This window comes from Pseudoalteromonas sp., assembly GCF_018402495.1.
Classification (GTDB): Bacteria; Pseudomonadota; Gammaproteobacteria; order Enterobacterales; family Alteromonadaceae; genus Pseudoalteromonas.
The window spans coordinates 158,558-177,290 of the sequence record NZ_JAGYIU010000001.1 but is presented as its reverse complement, the minus strand read 5'-3'; the positions used below and the strand labels follow the sequence as shown (position 1 = coordinate 177,290).

Sequence of the window (18,733 nt, the reverse complement as noted above, 5' to 3'; positions counted from 1 at the left end):
AAAATTGAGCATGTTAAGTAATAAAAAAGTAGAGTTTAGATATGTTTTTTAGATGAGAATGGTCGGCGATGCAGGATTTGAACCTGCGACCCCTTGGACCCAAACCAAGTGCGCTACCAAACTGCGCTAATCGCCGATATAAACGGTGTTGAATACTTAAACTTAGAATTTAAGACCACCTATAAGAAAGTGGTCGGCGATGCAGGATTTGAACCTGCGACCCCTTGGACCCAAACCAAGTGCGCTACCAAACTGCGCTAATCGCCGATATTCTTTTTTGTAAATTGGGGTGACTGATGGGGCTCGAACCCACGACAACCGGAATCACAATCCGGGGCTCTACCAACTGAGCTACAATCACCACGGTATTACAGTGTTTTCAAAATGGCGCACCCAGAAGGATTCGAACCTTCGACCGACGCCTTAGAAGGGCGTTGCTCTATCCAGCTGAGCTATGGGCGCATCGAAAACTTCATAGTTCACTAGTAAGTTAAATTGTTATATATAATATAAAAATGGTCGGCGATGCAGGATTTGAACCTGCGACCCCTTGGACCCAAACCAAGTGCGCTACCAAACTGCGCTAATCGCCGATACTTACTATTGTCTGCGAGTGACCTCGTTGACAACGGGGTGCATAATAGTGATTTGGCTGGGTTAGGTCAAACGTTTTTTTAAGAAAACAAATCAATTGCTCATTTTTAGTTCATAATGGTCAAATATTACGATACAGGGATAAAATTTAAACCCTTTTTATAATTTGAGCGCTTATATTTTAAAAGCAACTTGGCGCTCAACCGCTTTTCTGCGAAAATAGCTGTCATATTAAAAATGAGTAAGATAGCGTTGTTTTTCTTTATCGGCATTTTAACCCCTTTATATGCACTCGTTTTTTAAATGTATCGGTATCAAGTTAATTAACCTAATTAAAGGTCACCCATGACGGCAAACATCATTGATGGTAAAGCAGTAGCAAAACAAGTACGTAGCGCAGTGGCTGAACGAGTTTCAGAACGTGTAGCACAAAACCTTAGAGCCCCAGGATTAGCTGTAGTACTCGTTGGACAAGATCCAGCAAGCCAAGTTTATGTCGGTTCAAAACGTAAAGCCTGTGAAGAAGTAGGATTTATCTCCAAATCTTTCGATTTACCAGCAGATACCACTGAGCAGGCACTATTAGCATTGATTGATGAGTTGAATGTTGATGGTGAAATTGATGGTATTTTAGTGCAACTCCCTTTACCCGAAGGCTTAGATGCAGAAAAAATTCTAGAGCGAATTACCCCTCACAAAGATGTCGATGGGTTTCATCCTTATAATATTGGCCGGTTGGCACAACGTATGCCTGCCCTGCGTCCATGCACGCCAAAAGGTATTATCACCTTATTAGATTCAACCGGTGTGCGTTACAAAGGGATGCACGCTGTGGTTGTTGGTGCCTCTAATATTGTCGGTCGTCCTATGTCGCTTGAGCTGTTACTTGCAGGTTGCACTACGACCGTTTGTCATAAGTTTACTCAAGATTTAGAAACCCATGTACGCCGCGCAGATTTATTAGTCGTTGCTGTGGGCAAACCTGAATTTATTCCCGGCGATTGGATCAAACAAGGCGCCATTGTTATTGATGTGGGTATAAATCGTTTAGAATCAGGTAAATTAGTCGGTGACGTAGAATACGCCGTTGCAGAGCAAAAAGCTGACTTTATTACCCCAGTACCAGGCGGTGTAGGCCCAATGACGGTTGCCAGCTTAATTGAAAATACGTTAGAAGCGTGTGAGAAATACCATAGCTAATAAATACTGAAATTATACCAATTGCATTAAATTAGTGATCTATTATAGCGACAAAGAAATAAGTCGATAACAAGGCGAAAATTATGATACATAGTTGTTCTATATAAATAATTTTTAACGCAGATAGCGGATTATTTAATACGCTAGAATGGTCATGTTTTTAATAAAATTGGTATTATTATGTGATAGAGCCCGTTTAATTACGGGCTTTTTTTATCATCATTTTTCGTTTTAATAAATCTAAGCCTTGTGGCAATACCGAAAACACGATCATCAATAACATAATCGCATACTGCCAACTTTCATACTGCTCATTTATCAAAAGACCTGCACATAAAATGCCAGCGATTGGGTTGGCAATAGTACCAAAAGTAAATTCAACTACCGTCATTCGCCCTAATAACCACACATATAAAATATAAGCTAAAGCAGTATTAGGTACCACCAGCCAAAATAACGCCAACCATTGTGTTGTATTTATTTGCTCAGTTAAAAATTGATACTGCAGCGGAGCAAAATATAAAGCCTGTATTGCAGCTGCAAGTGCGAGCAAACTACCGCCAATAATTAATTGCCAGGTTAATACTGTCCACCAGTGTATTTTAGCCGTCACTTTTTTAACCAAAGTACTGCCTATAACAATCGTTAGTAGCGCCCCTATCAGTGCTACGACTCCCAATACATTAAGTGCAACATGCTGTGGATCAAATAAGCGCCATGCCAAAACCACTAAAGCAAGGGCACAAAAACCTTGCACTAGCGCTGGCTGTTGTCGCTTTACGAGCCATGCATATAATAATGCAACCACAGGCACAGATACCATACCGACACCAGCTATCGCAGCAGGTAAATTAATCGCCATTACAAAAATAAAGCTAAAAAACAACGCAATATTGATTGCGCCTATTAGAAAAATACCCGGCCATTGTTTAGCCGTTGGCCAAGAAGGTTTAAATAACAACAATAATAAACCGGCAGGAAGTGCACGAATTGCGCCTAATAGGATTGGCGGCCATTCTGGCGTTGCATACTTAGTTACGGCGTAAGTTGTGCCCCATAAAAAAGCGGGGATCATGGCAAGTAAAATATTCATTAATTTTCCATTTTTAAATTGATGAATGCGAGTTTAAAACCTCAACCATGATTGAGGTCAATAACCAAAAAAGGGTTACCCAACGGCAACCCTTTTTTTGATTCGCGTGTTGTAACTAAGCTTTACGCCACGTTGTTTTACCCGCTGAATCTTCAAGTACCACACCTAATGCATTTAGCGCATCACGGGCTTCATCTGCTGCAGCCCAATCTTTACTCGCTCGTGCGTCATTACGCTTGACTATCAGTGCCTCAATTTGAGCCACTTCGTCATCGTTTTGACCGCCTTGTAAAAATGCCTCAGGTGCTTGTTGAGCAATACCGAGTATTTCACCTAAGCTACGTAGAATAAAGGCTAAATGTCCTGCTTTTTCGCCATCGCTATCTTTTATACGATTAAGCTCTTTGGCCACTTCAAATACAACCGGTAATGCTTCTGGTGAATTAAAGTCATCATTCATGGCTTTTCTAAACTTTGCCACATACTCATTCCCCTCAAGCTCACATTCAACTGGCTCAACGCCACGCAGCGCCGTGTAAATGCGCTCAAGAGACGAGCGTGCTTGATCTAGGTTTTCTTGAGAGTAATTAAGTTGACTGCGGTAATGGCCTGATATTAAAAAGTAACGAACCGACTCAGCATCGTATTGCTTTAATACCTCACGAACGGTAAAAAAGTTATCTAACGATTTAGACATCTTTTCTTTATTCACTTGTACCATACCGGTGTGGATCCAAGTATTAACGTATTGACCGTTATTGGCACAGCATGATTGGGCAATTTCATTTTCGTGGTGGGGAAACTGTAAATCAGAACCACCACCATGAATGTCAAAATGCTCGCCTAAGTGCTTAGAGCTCATTGCTGAACACTCAATATGCCAGCCAGGGCGCCCCTCACCCCAAGGCGATGACCACGATGGCTCCCCTGCTTTGGCTTTTTTCCATAAAACAAAATCTAGAGGATCGTCTTTATCTTGCGCCACTTCAACACGTGAACCTGATTGCAGCATGCTTAAATCTTGTTGCGAAAGCGCCCCGTACTGCTCAAAAGTAGAGACATCAAACAATACATCACCATCGGCTGCAACGTAAGCATGGCCTTTAGCAATTAAACGCTCAACCATAGCAATAATTTCGTCCATATGACCGGTTACAGTTGGCTCTACATCAGGACGCAACATATTTAAGCTATCAAAATCTTCGTGCATGGCTTTGGTCATGCGCAGTGTTAAATCGTTAATCGCTTCACCGTTTTCATTTGCACGCTTGATAATTTTATCATCAACGTCGGTGATGTTACGCACGTACTTTAAATCGTAACCTAAGTGACGTAGGTAGCGAACAATGACATCAAAACCCACAAATGTACGTGCATGGCCAATGTGACAGTAATCATAAATGGTGATACCACACACATACATATCGATTTTTCCATCGACCATAGGTTTAAATTGTTCTTTTTGGCGTGTCAGTGTGTTGTATATTTGTACCATTTAGCTGCTTTCCTTCACGATTAACAAAAAAGCTATGTTACCACTTGCCAAGCATGGGCTCTAGCGGTTTTTTATACCTAAACCACCGCAATTTTTATGTTTGCGTTAAAATTAAAAACGATTTAAGCAAGGCATTGATTGCAAGTAACAGACGCCCTATTGTTAAAATCAATAACGCAGTATACAGTGTTTTTAAGCCACCCCTTTGGCCGTTTGACAGAAATTCACTCTCATTGTTGCTATACCTTAAAAGAGACTACCATTACTGCAAAATAACGCCTTATACCAATCTGCTTGGATATAGGATCTATTTTTACGATAATAAAATGGCGCTATAACTAGACGGGTTTTTGATATCTAGCTGTTCTAAATGAAAAAAAATTAACAACGTTATAAGGTGGATTTAATTCGTTAAATTGTTCAAATATTTATGCAGGTTGGTATTAGGGTCTGTAAAGCGCTGAATTTTGTATCTTGAGGTAATTTAGGTATTTGAAACATCTACTTTGTTAATCTTAGCTAACTACGATAAAATACTGCCAATATTTAAACCAGCTACAGGAAATCCCATGGTTGTTCTACACACAAATTTTGGTGATATCACCATTAAAATGCACGAAAGCGAAGCGCCAAATACAGTAAAAAACTTTTTAGAGTATGCAAAATCAGGCTTTTATAACGGCACTATTTTTCACCGTGTAATTGATGGTTTTATGGTTCAAGGCGGTGGTTTTTTACCGGGCATGGAACAAAAAGAAGTAAACGACCCAATTAAAAACGAAGCTAACAACGGCCTATCTAACAAAGTAGGTACTTTAGCCATGGCACGCACGCCTGATCCACATTCAGCAACTGCGCAATTTTTCATTAACGTGAATAATAACGACTTTTTAAACCACAGCAGCGAAACGTCGCAAGGCTGGGGTTACTGTGTGTTTGCTGAAGTAGTAGAAGGCATGGACGTTGTCAATAACATCAAAGGTGTTGCTACAGGTAGCAATGGTTTTCACCAAGATGTACCACTTGAAGATGTAGTAATTGAAAGTGTAACTGTAAGCTAAAACCCCCTTATTCTTCACAGAATACATAAAGCGGGTATTCACCCGCTTTTATTTAACTGGAATCACCATGACTCGCCAAACCTACTTTATTGCCGATTTACATTTGAGTGAAAATCGCCCTGATATTACAGCGGCATTTTTTAAATTTTTACACGCCCATATTACTCCTCAAAAAGTAGACGCCCTATATATTTTAGGTGATTTTTTTGAAGTGTGGGTTGGTGACGATTATGTTAGCGAACTCTCAGCAGCAGTGGCAAAACAATTAAAAGCAGTTAGTGACTCAGGGATCCCCATTTACTTTGTACACGGTAATCGCGATTTTATCATGCGTGAAAAATACGCCAATATGGCAGGAATGACTCTACTCGATGAACAAACAGTGATCGACCTTTACGGCACACCTACTGTAATTTTACATGGTGATGAAATGTGTACCCAGGATGTTGAGTATCAAAAGTTTCGTCGAAAAAGCCGAGGATGGTGGTGGCCAAAATTAATGCTCGCAATGCCGCTCTGGTATCGTAAAAAAATAGCCCGCGATGCGCGTGAAAAAAGTAAACTTAGCCAAGCCGATAAACCGCCAGAAATACTTGATGTTGTTGAAAGTGCCGTTTTAGAAACCTTTGCAAAACATGGCGTGGCTAATATGATCCACGGTCATACGCACAGACCTAATGTGCATCAATACAATGTTGATGGGCAAACACTCACCCGCACGGTATTAGGTGATTGGTATACCCAAGGTTCTTATTTAGTAGTAACCGCCAACTCTCAGCAACTCATATTTACACCACTGTAAGTTAAAGCACTCAATCTGTGCTCTGCATACCTAAACTAAGCGCTTTTAGTAAACGGCATACCACTGTGAAACTTAAAGTCTTCGTCAGCAGATAAAATTAGCTGTGCTTCTATTTCAGCAAATTCTTTTACTCGTTCAGTAATATCAAAATCAGCAATGTCTTGAGCAAGGGTTAAATAATCTTGATAATGACGTGCCTCAGAGCGCAGCAGTGAAATATAAAAATCACCTAATCGTTTATCTACATGGGGGGCAAGCTTGGCAAAGCGCTCACACGAGCGAGCTTCTATGTATGCACCCACAATAAGCTTATCAACTAAGGCATTGGGCTCAAAGGTTTTAACATTACGTAACATGCCTTTGGCATAACGACAGGGCGTTATACTTTTATATTCAACACCGTATTCATCCATAATTTCGAGCACTTGATAGAAATGATGCAGCTCTTCTTTTATCAGCATGACCATTTTATCAATTAAATCTTGCCCGTAAGGCGAGTTAGATTTAGGAATAATGGATTTAGTGAGTTTATTTTTAGCCGCTAAATCACGCCAATTCCCTTCACGTTTATAAATAAGCGTTTCAAACGGTTTAAGCCACTCAAGCAGTGCATCACTGCTCTCTTTATCTACCGCATACTTACGAATTAAAAACATGGCACTTTGCGCCGCTTTTAATTCACTAAATGTAAATATGTGCATATATTAAATATTGGATTTTTAAGTAACCACTTATAACATAAAGTGCATTGTATTAAATCAACGATAACTATAAGTTATATTAAAAGTGTTTTTTTGAAGAAAATATTCTTTGTAATTCTTTCAAATGAACATATATATAATTCGTCACCACAACTATTTTAAACAAATAAAGGATATTCGTTATGAATAGTTTTGTAAGTAATGCATTCAAGAAATTAATCTCTTCAAAAGAGTACAGCTTATGGACAAAAGTCTTAAATTTAAGGAAAAGAATTAATACTCCATTGGCTCTGTCTTTTGGTAGCTTAGGGTGGAAAAATGGAACTGAGTGGTTAATTGAAAGTTATGTTCCCTGCCGCTCTGTAGGCTTTATTATTGGTGACTCACAAGATTTAAAATCTTTTTTGGTAGCACAGTGGGCATTTAATCTCGCTACGGGAAAACCATTTGGCGATCTTCGAGTAAATCAAGGACCAGTTGTCATTGTATGCGCAGAAGGCTCAAACAGTTTTCCCAAAAGAATAAAAGCTATCGAAGATAAACATAGTATAAATGTTGAAGACAAAATAGTTACGGTTAATCGCCCTATTGCAATGCTAATTCAGCAAGAAGTAGAGATGTTACATGATTTACTAGATAAATTAAAAAGCACACTTGGTGAAAGTCCTAAACTACTAGTAATAGATACATTTTCACAATGTAGTGCTGGTATTGATGAAAATAACGCTGGGGATATCGCAAGGTATATAAACACTTGCAAAGAAATCTCTGAACAACACAATATAACAGTGCTAAATGTTCATCATAAAAATAAAGAAGGTAAATATAGGGGTAGCAGTGCTTTTTATGGGAACGTTGATTTCATTATGGAAACAAAAAAAGAAAAGCGTAATTCATCTGACACGGAGGAAAAAATTTCAACAAAGCTAAGCTTAACAAAATCAAAAGACTCATCAACAAATGTGTCTCATTTGCTAGACTTTAGTGAAAGATCTTTGGGTATAGAAGATAACTTTGGAAATACACTCACAACTTTAGTACTTGATAAAGTGACAAGTGTTCAAAAAACAGCGAACAGCTCGAACAATTGCGCAAAAGATTTTATTGTTTCTTTCTTAAAGGATTCAGATAAAGAGTATGTAGAACAATCAGATTTAAATGATGCATTCAAATCTAAAATGCCAACTGTAGTGGTCAACTAATTTTGGCCACAATTTTAGAATCTTGGTATCTAACCTCAGATTCATTTGGCGCTAAACCAGCATTATAATGATGCGGCCTAACATTATTGTAATATCCATTTATGTAATCGCTTACACTATATTTAGCTTCTTTAAAGTTTTCATATCCAACCTTTGGCATCCATTCCGTTTTAAAGCTTCTAAAAAATCGCTCCATAGGCGCATTATCCCAACAATTTCCACGTCGACTCATACTTTGTGTAATTTTATAGCGCCATAAACGTTGGCGGTACTTCAAGCTTGTATAATGGCTTCCTTGGTCTGAATGAAACATCAATCCACTTGGCTTACCTCTACTTTCATACGCGAGTTCAAGCGCCTTTAGTGTTAAATTAGTATCTGGCGACAACGACATTGCCCAACCAACCACTTTACGCGCAAATAAATCAATAACGACCGCTAAATAAGCCCAGCGATTGCCTGTCCAAATATACGTCACATCACCGCACCACACAGTATTCGGTTCAATAACATCAAACTGCCTATCAAGCAGGTTTGGAATTTCAAGGTGTTCATTACCACCGCGCTTATATGAATGTTGAGGAACTTGGCAACTTTCAAGCTTTAACTTAACCATTAGCTTAGCGGCGCGATAACGGCTCAATTCAAAATCATTGTTTGTCGCTATTGTAGCAATTGTCCTTGCACCTGCTGAGCCTCCACTCATTCTATGTATTGCTTTAACTTCAGCCTCTAACCTTACTTGCTCAGGTGTCGGCGTTGTATCGCGTATAGCCCAATATTTATAGCTGCTGCGATGCACATCGAATACGCTACACAGCACGCTAATTGGATAATGCTCTCGTTGATTTAACTTCTCGATTAACGAGAATTGTTCAGGGAGTCGGACATCAAGAGAGCGGTAGCCTTTTTTAATATGTCCTTTTCTAATTCAATGCGTTGGATTTGCTTTTTAAGTTCACGAATTTCAATTTGTTCGGGCGTCATTGGTGAAGCCGATGGTGACTGACCATTACGCTCTTGTTTTAATTGAGTAACCCACTTACTTACGGTTGATTTACCAACACCCATAGCCTTGGCTGCATCTTCTTGCGTATAACCTTGGTCGACTACAAGCTGAGCTGTTTCTAATTTGATTGCCGCAGAATACGTTGCGCGTTTTAATTTCGTCATTTTTTCACCCAAATTTGTATGCTTATTAGCATAACATTTCTTTCTTAATGGGTGGCCAAAATCACTGTACCACTACAAACATTAAACATTAGTACTATAAAGAAAAATATCTCTTGCTCATGTAGGGAATTAATAAACGAAGGTAAAATACTAGAACAGAAGTCTGGGCGAAATAAAGCATACACACTCGCAACTTGTGATTTGCCAGAATAGCTTTATCTTTATCTCCATACTTAAAAAGGCAAAGGTAACTTTGCCTTTTTTATACACAGATGAATAAATATTAACTTGATTTGTCAGATTTGATTTTTAGAGTTGAATCAAATCTGACAGTGAATAGCCAATTTGTGCTGTGAGGAGCCATTAAGGTATAACTCGTTTCTGCCCCAAAACGATTTACAAACTGGAATGTTGACGGGCCGCTTCGAGCGATCAACGGACATTCGACCTACCTCAGTCGAACGACTGCTTAGCCCAAAAATGCGGACATAGCTATTTATTGTGTATTGGTTACTTTATCTAATATCAATTAGCGAACCATGTACAATTATGAAACCTTAGGCAAACGTAAACTACAAGACTTGTAGATATAAGTATCACTCTTCAAGCAACTGCAATACCCCACATTCTTTAACTTTTCTATCATCTGTGCATGCCGAGGCCATCTCAGATAGGGTAGCCTTTAGCTCCTCAAGCTCTGCAATGCGATGCGTGACGTCAACCATATGTTGATGGATCAAATTGTTCACACTAGAACAACTTTTATCGGGATTATTTTTTGTATCCAACAGCTGTTTAATTTCTATTATGGTCAAATCTAATGAGCGACATTGTTTAATGAATCGCAGTGCTCTCAACGATGATGCGTCGTAAATTCTGTAGTTGCCTTCACTGCGATTGCAAGCCTCAAACAAATCCTGTTTTTCATAAAAACGGATCGTCTGAATAGAACACCCACTTTTTTTTGATAGCTCACCTATTTTCATAAACGTGCCTTTGTGTTGTTGACTCTATACTAGGTATAGACTTTACACTGTACCTATAGTTTTGGGAATAAGAGTTGAACAATGAGTGGTTGCGGCTGTGAAGTGGAAATCAAAGATGCCTCACAAAAACGGGTTCTGTATTGGCTGCTCGGCATCAATGCGACGATGTTTTTCGTTGAGATGACCGTGGGTATTTTGGCTGACTCTACTGCTTTAATAGCAGACTCTATGGACATGCTAGCGGATGCAGTTGTATACGGCATAGGTATTTATGCTGTGGGCAAATCTATACTTCACAAAGCCAAAGCTGCGAAAATCAGTGGTTACTTTCAGCTATTGCTGGGCGTAATTATTCTTATTGATATTACCAGAAGGTTATTCTTGGGCAGTGAGCCTATCTCATCACTAATGATAGGAATGGGGTTCATTGCACTAATTGCAAACGTCGTTTGCTTGGTGATCATTCGTAATCATAAAAACGACGAAGTACATATGCGAGCCAGCTGGATTTTTTCGGCCAACGATGTCATCGCCAACATGGGTGTCATTATCGCCGGAGTTTTAGTGGTATGGCTTGATAGCAGAGTACCGGATTTGGTTATCGGCTGTATTGTGTCGATTGTCGTGCTGCGCGGAGCGTGGATGATCCTCAAAGATGCCAAGCAGGAAGTACTTAATAGCGAAGTACAGAAAGGTAAAGCGGGTGATCCACTATGACATACAACAAAGCGGTTAAGCCACATATCGATTCCAAATTAACAGATTACTCAGATGCAATGTCTAACAATAATGAGAGGCAGGCATTTGCAGCGCTGGAGGATGCGCATGTAATTGGTCAGCACTCTACTTATTATCATTGTTTAATTCATTGTAAAATGCTGCGACACGGTCTTCTAAACAAAGATTGGAGAGCCGTTTTTGGACAAGTAATAAGAATAGTTGGTGCTGCAACCAAAACAGCTATCGGCCTTGTACCTAAAGGGAATACAGGTGGCACTGACATCAGCCCCTTTAAGCGACTGCCAATCAGTGCTGAAAATCAAGCGATATTGGACAAAATCAACCATGCATAATCATAACCACAGTCACAGTGATAACAGCGCATCAAAACGTATTGGCTGGGCATTTTTCTTGAATGTCGTGTTCACTATCATTGAATTTATCGGCGGGTGGCTGACAAACAGCACGGCTATTATGGCCGACGCAGTGCATGATTTGGGCGATAGTTTATCCATTGGCACCGCTTGGGGCTTAAATAAACTCAGTGATAAACAAGCAACCAATACATTTTCCTATGGCTATAAACGCTTTTCACTTCTTGGTGCATTGATTAACGGGTTAGTGTTAACGACTGGCTCAATATGGATCTTATTCGAAGCTATCCCAAGGCTTTCTGCACCCGAAATGCCGCAAGTCGAAGGCATGATACTCCTGTCAATTTTTGGCATCGCCGTTAATGGATTTGCTGCGTATAAACTTAGCGAAGGGAATTCCTTAAACGAACGTATTTTAAACTGGCATTTGCTTGAAGATGTTTTGGGTTGGGTGGCAGTGCTGATCGTATCGATCGTGCTGATGTTTAAGCCATGGCCAATTTTAGATCCTATCTTATCCATTGGCTTCACGTTATTCATTTTATTCAATGTAGTTAGAAATCTAAAAGAAACCTTATTGTTATTCCTGCAAGCCACGCCCGATGCTAAGCAGATGGAGGAAGTGCGTAAAGTACTCATGTCATTTGATGATGTGGCGGATATACATCATTTTCATATCTGGTCTTTGGACGGTGAACATAGCGTCATGACGGCACATGTGGAGTTGAAACAAGATGTTTCGGTTTCTCAATTGAGAACACTTAAAGACGAACTTCGCCAAGGTCTTGATGAGTTTGATTTTGTGCACACTACCATTGAAATTGAATTTGCCAATGAAGATTGTCGTGATGAGTAATGTAATGATTGAAATACTTTGTTTAGGTTGGTCGATTGGTCTTAGTTCGATTACCTGTTAATATGAAAAAGATGAGAGTAGATAGATATGTTTAGTGTAAGGGTGACAAGTTACCTGCTGATTTCGCTGATTTTGTTTCAGTCGTTTTCTGCTGTCGCCAATACATTGGATTCTCATACTGTCGACTCACAACATCTAAATGAAATACACGAACATCAATTGGGCGATAACATCGCTACTGAACATGCGCAGGTTCAACTAAAATCTAGCGAACAACCTGATGCTGATAACGTCCCCGTAGATAAATCTCACAATCCTGCTGATTGCCACCACTGTGGCCATTGTCACGGAACCCATGCCCAATGGATTGTAAGCACCAATGGTATCGAACTCGATTCTGTTGCCACCCATCACAATTTCTATTACTTATCAAAAGTAATAGATGCACCGATCACGCAATTACTACGCCCACCTAAAGCATAACCCTGAACTAATCAAACACCGTTCGCCAACAGTTTGGCGATATATATTTTTTTGATAATTTAGGAATAAAACAATGATGCATTTTTCATTGAGTCGCCCTATGCGTGTGCACGCTTGGGTGATTTCCACGATGCTTGTTCTTTTGACAACACACACCGTGGTAGTAGCACAAACAAACAGTATCACCAATCGCGAAATGACCTTGCAAAGCGCCATACAGCGAACATTAGCGAATTCACCCGAGTTGCATGAGTTCACATATAGGCAACAAGCGATTGAGGGAGAAATTAAAACTGCTTCTCTCAAACCAGCCCTCAACGTAGGCATTGAAATGGAAAACTTCTTAGGAACAGGCGAGGTCTCTGGCATTAAGGACACCGAGTTGACTCTCACATTGTCGTCGGTCATTGAATTGGGCAATAAACTCAACTCACGTAAGGAGTTTGCTAAGGCGCAATCCACCTTAGTCGAAGCGCAAAAACAAGTGCACACCTTGGATGTACTGGCTGAAGTGACACGTCGCTACATCGATGTATTGGCGCAACAAGCGTTAATTGACGCGCAACAAGAGGCAGAAACACTTGCTCGATATACCTATCAGGCTGTCACAAGACGCGTGGATGCAGGTGCTTCCCCTGCATTTGAACAGAAACGCGCTGAAGCAGCGCTAGCAAGAGCTAGACTGGATGTGGTGACGGCACAGCAAACTAAGCAAGGCATGATAAATAGTCTGGCTATTATGTGGGGGGAAAAAGATCCCACTTTTACTGATGTGGAGGGTGACTTATTTGCGCTGCAATCGTCTCCTTCGTTAACCGCGCTTTTCACCACTCTATTGGACAGTCCCAATCTTGAGGTCTATACGCAAGGTTCGAGATTGCAGGCTTCCCAAGTCCGCCTTACTCAAGCAGCTAATCAATCGGATTTAAGCTGGACGGCCGGTATCAGGCGCATGAATGGCATAGATGAAACAGCCTTTGTAGCAGGCGTGAGTATGCCTCTGTTTGCCGGTGACCGAAATCTTGGCGAGTACCAAAAGCAGCGAGCAATTCAGGCACAGCTGGAACAACAAAAAGAGTCAGCGACGCAAAACCTATACCATCAGCTAAATATGGCCTTGATGGTCAGAAACAATGCGTTGCTCAATGTACATACACTGCAAAACTCTATTATCCCACCCTTAGTTCAAGCGCTGGAATTAGTAGAACAAGCCTATATCAACGGTCGATTCAGCTACCTTGAATGGGTGAGTACACGTCAAGAACTACTCAATGCCAAACAAGCCTTAATTCAATCAGCGAAGCAAGCTCATCAGCGCGGTGCAGATATCGAATCACTGACTGCACAGCCACTTGTGGATACGATCAACACCTCTTTTTCGAGAAAAACAAAATGAACAAAAATATATTAAATAAGAAGCAAAACGCTCTGTTAGTTTTCATTGTTTGCAGTGCGTTGGGATTTTTTTCAAGCACCACAATACAAGCATCAGAAGGCGAACATGGTAAAGAGGAAGCCCATAAGGATGAACGCGTATTCATGTCAGATAGCATGGCGCAAAAAATGGGCGTAATGACGCAAAGTGTGCAAACGGGTAGTCTCAATATTACCACCACTGTCTACGGAAATATCGTGACCGACCCTGCTTCACTGAGTCATGTGCGTGCACGATTCGACGGTATGGTGACCAAGGTCAATGCAAATTTAGGTAAAAAAGTTAAAAAAGGCGAGACACTGGCGGTAGTTGAATCCAACGAAAGCCTGAAAAGTTATCCCGTTGCCGCGCCGTTTTCAGGCACCGTGATTGCCAGACATGCCAATGAAGGCGAGTTATCTAATGGCCAAGTGTTATTTTCAATCGCAAACTATGATGACGTGTGGGCACAGCTTAAAGTCTTCCCACAACAGCTCTCTGATATTGCAGAGCAGCAAAGTGTTCAACTTAGTGTGGCAGGCTCATCGTTAGAAACCACTATCCAGCATATCTTACCCTCGCCAGATGAAAAACCGTATGTATTGGCGTATGCCAAAATAGCTAATACCTCAGGTCAGTGGCCGGTTGGCGCGGCTATCAAAGGGCTTGTCACAATCAACAAACTTGATGTCGCCATGATGGTGCCTAAAGCTTCGATTCAAGAGTTTGAAGGGGCTTCTGTCGTGTTTGTCAAAGAAGGTGATGAATACCGTCCCGTGCCCGTTACCTTAGGTCAACAAGATAACTACAATATTGAAGTGTTATCAGGTCTGCACATTGCAGATGTGATTGTCAGCCAGAACAGCTACCTGTTTAAAGCCGATTTAGAAAAGTCGGAGGCCGGTCATGACCACTAATAACTCAATGCTATTTACTTGGTCATGCGTCTCAGTTATTGGGGGACGAACATATGATTGAATCCATATTACGTTTATCCATAGAGCGACGAGGGATAATGCTGATGTTGATCTTCCTTGTGCTGGGCATGGGGATATTCAGTTATCAAAAATTACCTATCGATGCGGTACCCGATATCACTAACGTGCAAGTGCAAATCAATACACAAGCACCGGGCTATTCGCCTTTGGAAACCGAGCAGCGGATCACATTCGTAGTAGAAACAGCACTGGCGGGATTACCTGACCTGTCCTACACCCGCTCTTTATCACGCTACGGCCTGTCTCAGGTAACAGCGGTATTTGATGAAGGCACTGATCTGTATTTTGCGCGTAATCTCATCAATACGCGATTAGGCGCAATCAAAAGTCAGCTACCAGAAGGGTTAGAGCCTGAAATGGGACCTATCGCTACTGGGTTGGGCGAAATCTACATGTATACCTTGCGAGCCAAGCAAAATGCGATGCAAAAAAATGGTGAGCCTTACAATGCAATGGCGCTTCGCGAGATACACGACTGGATTGTAAAACCGCAGCTCGCACTGGTTAAGGGGATCACTGAAGTCAACGCCATTGGAGGCTATGTTAAGCAATACCATGTGAATCCTGAACCACAGCTTATGCTGAATTTTGACATTAGTCTAAGCGATATCCATCGTGCTCTGGAGCGAAACAACACCAATCAGGGGGCGGGGTTTGTTGAGCGAAATGGGCAACAAATACTGGTGCGCTCACAAGGTCAACTTCAAACACTTAGCGATATCGAAAATGTGGTAATAAAACGCATTAATACTGTCCCCGTTGCGGTGAAAGACATTGGCAGTGTGGCTATTGGTAAGGAGCTGAGAACTGGTGCGGCAACGCAGGAGGGTGAAGAGACCGTTTTAGGTACGGCAATGATGCTAGTCGGCGAAAACTCACGAGCCGTTGCTCAATCCGTTGCCAAAAAGGTGAAGGACATTCAATCCAGCTTACCTGATGGTATTGTCATTGAGCCAGTCTATGACCGTACCCTATTGGTCGATAAAGCTATCGAAACGGTTCAGAAGAATTTAGTAGAAGGTGCGTTATTAGTCATAGTGATCTTGTTCATATTGCTTGGCAATATTCGCGCCGCGCTCATCACTGCGGCAGTTATACCGCTGGCGATGTTGGCGACCATTACAGGGATGGTTAATACAGGTGTGTCTGCCAACCTAATGAGCCTTGGCGCATTGGACTTTGGATTAATTGTCGATGGTGCGGTGATCATCGTAGAGAACTGTATCAGGCGGTTATCCGAGTCTCAGAAACGCACAGGCACAGTCTTGCCACTTAAAGAGCGGCTAGAACTGGTTTTTCAAGCGACCAACGAAGTCATTCGTCCTAGCTTATTCGGTGTATTGATTATTACTGTCGTGTATATCCCGCTGTTCTCATTGACAGGCGTTGAGGGCAAGATGTTCCAACCAATGGCGGCAACGGTCATCATGGCGCTGATAGCAGCGATGCTGTTCTCCATTACCATTGTACCGGCGGCAGTCGCGATGTTTATGGCAGGTAAAGTCAGTGAGAAAGAAAGCTTCATTATTGTTGCAGCTAAATCCGCCTATCGTCCTATCATTAATCTTGCACTGAAATTACGCTGGATAGTGCTTTTCGGCTCAGGCGTGCTGGTAGTGGGCAGCTTATGGTTGGCAACGCGATTAGGCTCTGAGTTTGTTCCCCAGCTTGACGAAGGAGACATCGCACTGCACGCCATGCGAATACCGGGCACAGGTATTGAACAAGCCGTCGCAATGCAAAAAACACTTGAATCTACCTTGATGGAATACGAACAGGTACTCACAGTGTTTGCGAAAACCGGTACCGCAGAAGTAGCTACCGATGCGATGCCGCCCAACGTAACCGATACCTTTGTGATGCTAAAACCACGAGCGCAGTGGCCTGATCCTAACCTATCAAAAGCTGATTTCGTGGAAACCCTTGAGCGAGATTTACAAGCGGTGACAGGCAATAACTATGAGTTTACCCAACCTATCCAAATGCGTTTTAACGAGTTGATAAGTGGGGTAAGGGCTGACCTTGGTATAAAAGTCTTCGGAGATGATTTAACCACGCTGGTTGCTTCTGCAAACGACATCTTAACGGTTTTACAATCAATTGACGGCGTGGCGGATGCACGACTTGAACAGGTCGATGATATCCCTATCTTCACTATCAACCCTAAGCTAGTCGAGTTGGCACGTTATGGATTGGACGTGGCCGATTTGCAGGAGTGGTTGGCGTCAGCTATCGGTGGTAATACTGCTGGCTTAATTTTTGAGGGAGATAGACGCTTTGAGTTGCTTGTGCGATTTGGTGAAGGTATCCGCACAGATTTAGATGCCATTGGCAGCACTCCTATCATTACATCGGATGGGGAATTTGTGCCGTTATCAGAAGTCGCTACGCTGGGGTACTCGTCTGTTCCCAATCAAATCAGTCGAGAAAACGGTAAGCGCAGAGTCGTGGTTACCGCCAATGTCAGAGAGCGCGACTTGGGGAGTTTTGTTGACGAAGCCAAAATCAAAATAACCGAACAGGTAGCTCTACCAGCAGGCTACTGGCTGGATTATGGCGGCACGTTTGAACAGCTTGAAAGTGCCAGTCAGCGACTGTCTATCGTGGTGCCGGCCACGCTTTTCCTGATACTTGTGTTACTAGTGGTGGTGTTTGGCTCATTTCGTGATGCCTTGATCATCTTCACTGGTGTGCCTTTAGCCTTAACAGGAGGTGTTTTCGCACTCTGGATGCGTGACATGCCACTGTCTATATCTGCCGGAGTCGGGTTTATTGCGCTCTCTGGTATTGCGGTACTAAACGGCTTAGTGATGTTGTCATTTATTAAACAGCGAGTACTAGAAACAGGTGACTTGATTAACTCAATCGTTGATGGAGCTATCACAAGATTGCGTCCGGTTCTGATGACGGCACTGGTAGCAAGTTTAGGTTTCATCCCCATGGCACTGAATGTCGGGACTGGCGCTGAAGTGCAAAGACCGCTTGCAACGGTAGTGATTGGCGGGATCATCTCGTCCACCATCCTAACATTGGTCGTTTTGCCTATTTTATATCGGATGATGCACTCGAAATTAACTAAGGAGTGAATGTTGGGCACCGTATTGCAGAAAATACGGTGCTCTTCGTCTGGAAATTTAAAACAACTGAAAATGATTACTGAACTGTATATTCACCAATAAGAAGCTGATTGTCCGGAATACTACAATTACCACCAATTCAATCAAGGTCGAATGATGATCTGCAAATGACACAAATTTAACAGTCAGGTCTAACGTTCGACTGTCCGCTTTTAGGCTCAAAGCAGACCGTCAGAGAATTTCTGCTCAACAACTGCAATTAGCACAAAGCACGCATTCGTCCTAACTCATTTCTGCCCCAAGATGAGTTAACGTAATTACTCTATAGGTCGCTTTGAGCTATCAGATACAGTCTTATTCATCTAATGATATTGGTTCTACTCCATAATCTGATATTCCACTAACTTTTATGTTGGTGATGATATGAGTAACTGCATTAATATACGGTTTTATTGTGCTCCCATATTCAAGAAAATGGACGACGAGCGCATTTTCTTTTTCTGA

16 protein-coding genes and 5 tRNA genes are annotated in these 18,733 nt (G+C 41.7%); 11 read left to right on the top strand and 10 right to left on the bottom strand.

Translation table 11 applies throughout. From position 1 onward, the window contains the following. Positions 1-59: 59 nt before the first annotated feature. From KG708_RS00820 to KG708_RS00800, 5 genes are all read right to left on the bottom strand, one after another. Positions 60-136 (bottom strand) — tRNA-Pro (locus KG708_RS00820). A gap of 54 nt (positions 137-190) precedes the next feature. Then, positions 191-267, bottom strand: a tRNA-Pro gene (locus KG708_RS00815). 18 nt (positions 268-285) lie between these two features. Then, positions 286-361 (bottom strand) — tRNA-His (locus KG708_RS00810). A gap of 24 nt (positions 362-385) precedes the next feature. Further along, positions 386-462, bottom strand: a tRNA-Arg gene (locus tag KG708_RS00805). A gap of 54 nt (positions 463-516) precedes the next feature. After that, positions 517-593, bottom strand: a tRNA-Pro gene (locus tag KG708_RS00800). Positions 594-939: 346 nt separating this feature from the next. On the opposite strand from KG708_RS00800, the gene folD reads away from it, so the two are divergent. After that, entirely contained in the window at positions 940-1,794 is an 855-nt protein-coding gene (folD, locus tag KG708_RS00795) for a bifunctional methylenetetrahydrofolate dehydrogenase/methenyltetrahydrofolate cyclohydrolase FolD (protein WP_213607694.1), read from the top strand. Between the two features lie 196 nt (positions 1,795-1,990). Here folD and KG708_RS00790 read toward each other — a convergent pair whose 3' ends face one another. Continuing rightward, positions 1,991-2,887, bottom strand: a complete 897-nt coding sequence (locus tag KG708_RS00790; RefSeq protein ID WP_213607693.1) for an EamA family transporter — start codon at positions 2,885-2,887, stop codon at positions 1,991-1,993. 115 nt (positions 2,888-3,002) lie between these two features. Then, a complete protein-coding gene (gene cysS / locus KG708_RS00785; protein WP_213607692.1) occupies positions 3,003-4,382 on the bottom strand; it encodes a cysteine--tRNA ligase in 1,380 nt (459 codons plus the stop codon). A gap of 569 nt (positions 4,383-4,951) precedes the next feature. On the opposite strand from cysS, the gene KG708_RS00780 reads away from it, so the two are divergent. Continuing rightward, positions 4,952-5,443, top strand: coding sequence for a peptidylprolyl isomerase (locus tag KG708_RS00780; RefSeq protein WP_213607691.1), 492 nt, complete (start codon positions 4,952-4,954; stop codon positions 5,441-5,443). A gap of 67 nt (positions 5,444-5,510) precedes the next feature. Beyond that, entirely contained in the window at positions 5,511-6,245 is a 735-nt protein-coding gene (locus tag KG708_RS00775; RefSeq protein ID WP_213607690.1) for a UDP-2,3-diacylglucosamine diphosphatase, read from the top strand. A 35-nt stretch (positions 6,246-6,280) separates the two neighbouring features. On the opposite strand, the gene miaE is transcribed toward KG708_RS00775, so the two are convergent. Continuing rightward, on the bottom strand, positions 6,281-6,946 hold the full coding sequence (miaE, locus tag KG708_RS00770; protein WP_301002930.1) for a tRNA isopentenyl-2-thiomethyl-A-37 hydroxylase MiaE: 666 nt from the start codon (positions 6,944-6,946) through the stop codon (positions 6,281-6,283). Positions 6,947-7,128: 182 nt separating this feature from the next. Between miaE and KG708_RS00765 the strand changes: the two genes are divergently transcribed. Further along, the gene (locus tag KG708_RS00765) at positions 7,129-8,148 is read left to right on the top strand and encodes an AAA family ATPase (RefSeq protein ID WP_213607689.1); all 1,020 of its coding nucleotides are present in this window, start codon (positions 7,129-7,131) and stop codon (positions 8,146-8,148) included. On the opposite strand, the gene KG708_RS00760 is transcribed toward KG708_RS00765, so the two are convergent. Both KG708_RS00760 and cadR read right to left on the bottom strand, forming a co-directional pair. Beyond that, a protein-coding gene (locus KG708_RS00760) for an IS3 family transposase (protein WP_213607688.1) occupies positions 8,141-9,321 on the bottom strand; the annotation gives its coding sequence in 2 pieces (ribosomal slippage) (positions 8,141-9,063 and positions 9,063-9,321; 1,182 coding nt in all). The two genes, KG708_RS00765 and KG708_RS00760, sit on opposite strands and share 8 nt — an antisense overlap. A gap of 596 nt (positions 9,322-9,917) precedes the next feature. Further along, complete coding sequence (gene cadR / locus KG708_RS00755; protein ID WP_058549647.1) at positions 9,918-10,307, bottom strand: Cd(II)/Pb(II)-responsive transcriptional regulator; 390 nt, start codon at positions 10,305-10,307, stop codon at positions 9,918-9,920. An 81-nt stretch (positions 10,308-10,388) separates the two neighbouring features. Between cadR and KG708_RS00750 the strand changes: the two genes are divergently transcribed. The 7 genes from KG708_RS00750 to KG708_RS00720 all read left to right on the top strand — a co-directional run bounded on the left by KG708_RS00750 (position 10,389) and on the right by KG708_RS00720 (position 18,238). Continuing rightward, positions 10,389-11,024 carry a cation transporter gene (locus KG708_RS00750; protein ID WP_182671358.1) on the top strand — a complete coding sequence of 212 codons (636 nt, stop codon included), beginning with the start codon at positions 10,389-10,391 and terminating at the stop codon, positions 11,022-11,024. Further along, entirely contained in the window at positions 11,021-11,380 is a 360-nt protein-coding gene (locus KG708_RS00745; protein WP_058549645.1) for a DUF3703 domain-containing protein, read from the top strand. The genes KG708_RS00750 and KG708_RS00745 overlap by 4 nt, the downstream gene beginning before the upstream one ends. Then, the gene (locus KG708_RS00740; RefSeq protein WP_058549644.1) at positions 11,373-12,257 is read left to right on the top strand and encodes a cation diffusion facilitator family transporter; all 885 of its coding nucleotides are present in this window, start codon (positions 11,373-11,375) and stop codon (positions 12,255-12,257) included. Before KG708_RS00745 ends, KG708_RS00740 begins: the two co-directional genes overlap by 8 nt. An 87-nt stretch (positions 12,258-12,344) precedes the next feature. Next, on the top strand, positions 12,345-12,740 hold the full coding sequence (locus tag KG708_RS00735) for a hypothetical protein (RefSeq protein ID WP_182671361.1): 396 nt from the start codon (positions 12,345-12,347) through the stop codon (positions 12,738-12,740). A 73-nt stretch (positions 12,741-12,813) separates the two neighbouring features. Next, positions 12,814-14,136: a TolC family protein gene (locus tag KG708_RS00730; protein WP_213607687.1), complete on the top strand. Its 1,323-nt coding sequence runs from the start codon at positions 12,814-12,816 to the stop codon at positions 14,134-14,136. Next, complete coding sequence (locus KG708_RS00725) at positions 14,133-15,071, top strand: efflux RND transporter periplasmic adaptor subunit (protein WP_182752807.1); 939 nt, start codon at positions 14,133-14,135, stop codon at positions 15,069-15,071. Before KG708_RS00730 ends, KG708_RS00725 begins: the two co-directional genes overlap by 4 nt. Positions 15,072-15,124: 53 nt before the next feature. Continuing rightward, positions 15,125-18,238 (top strand): CusA/CzcA family heavy metal efflux RND transporter, encoded by a 3,114-nt coding sequence (locus tag KG708_RS00720; protein WP_213607686.1) that lies wholly within the window; start codon positions 15,125-15,127, stop codon positions 18,236-18,238. Positions 18,239-18,733: the final 495 nt, after the last annotated feature.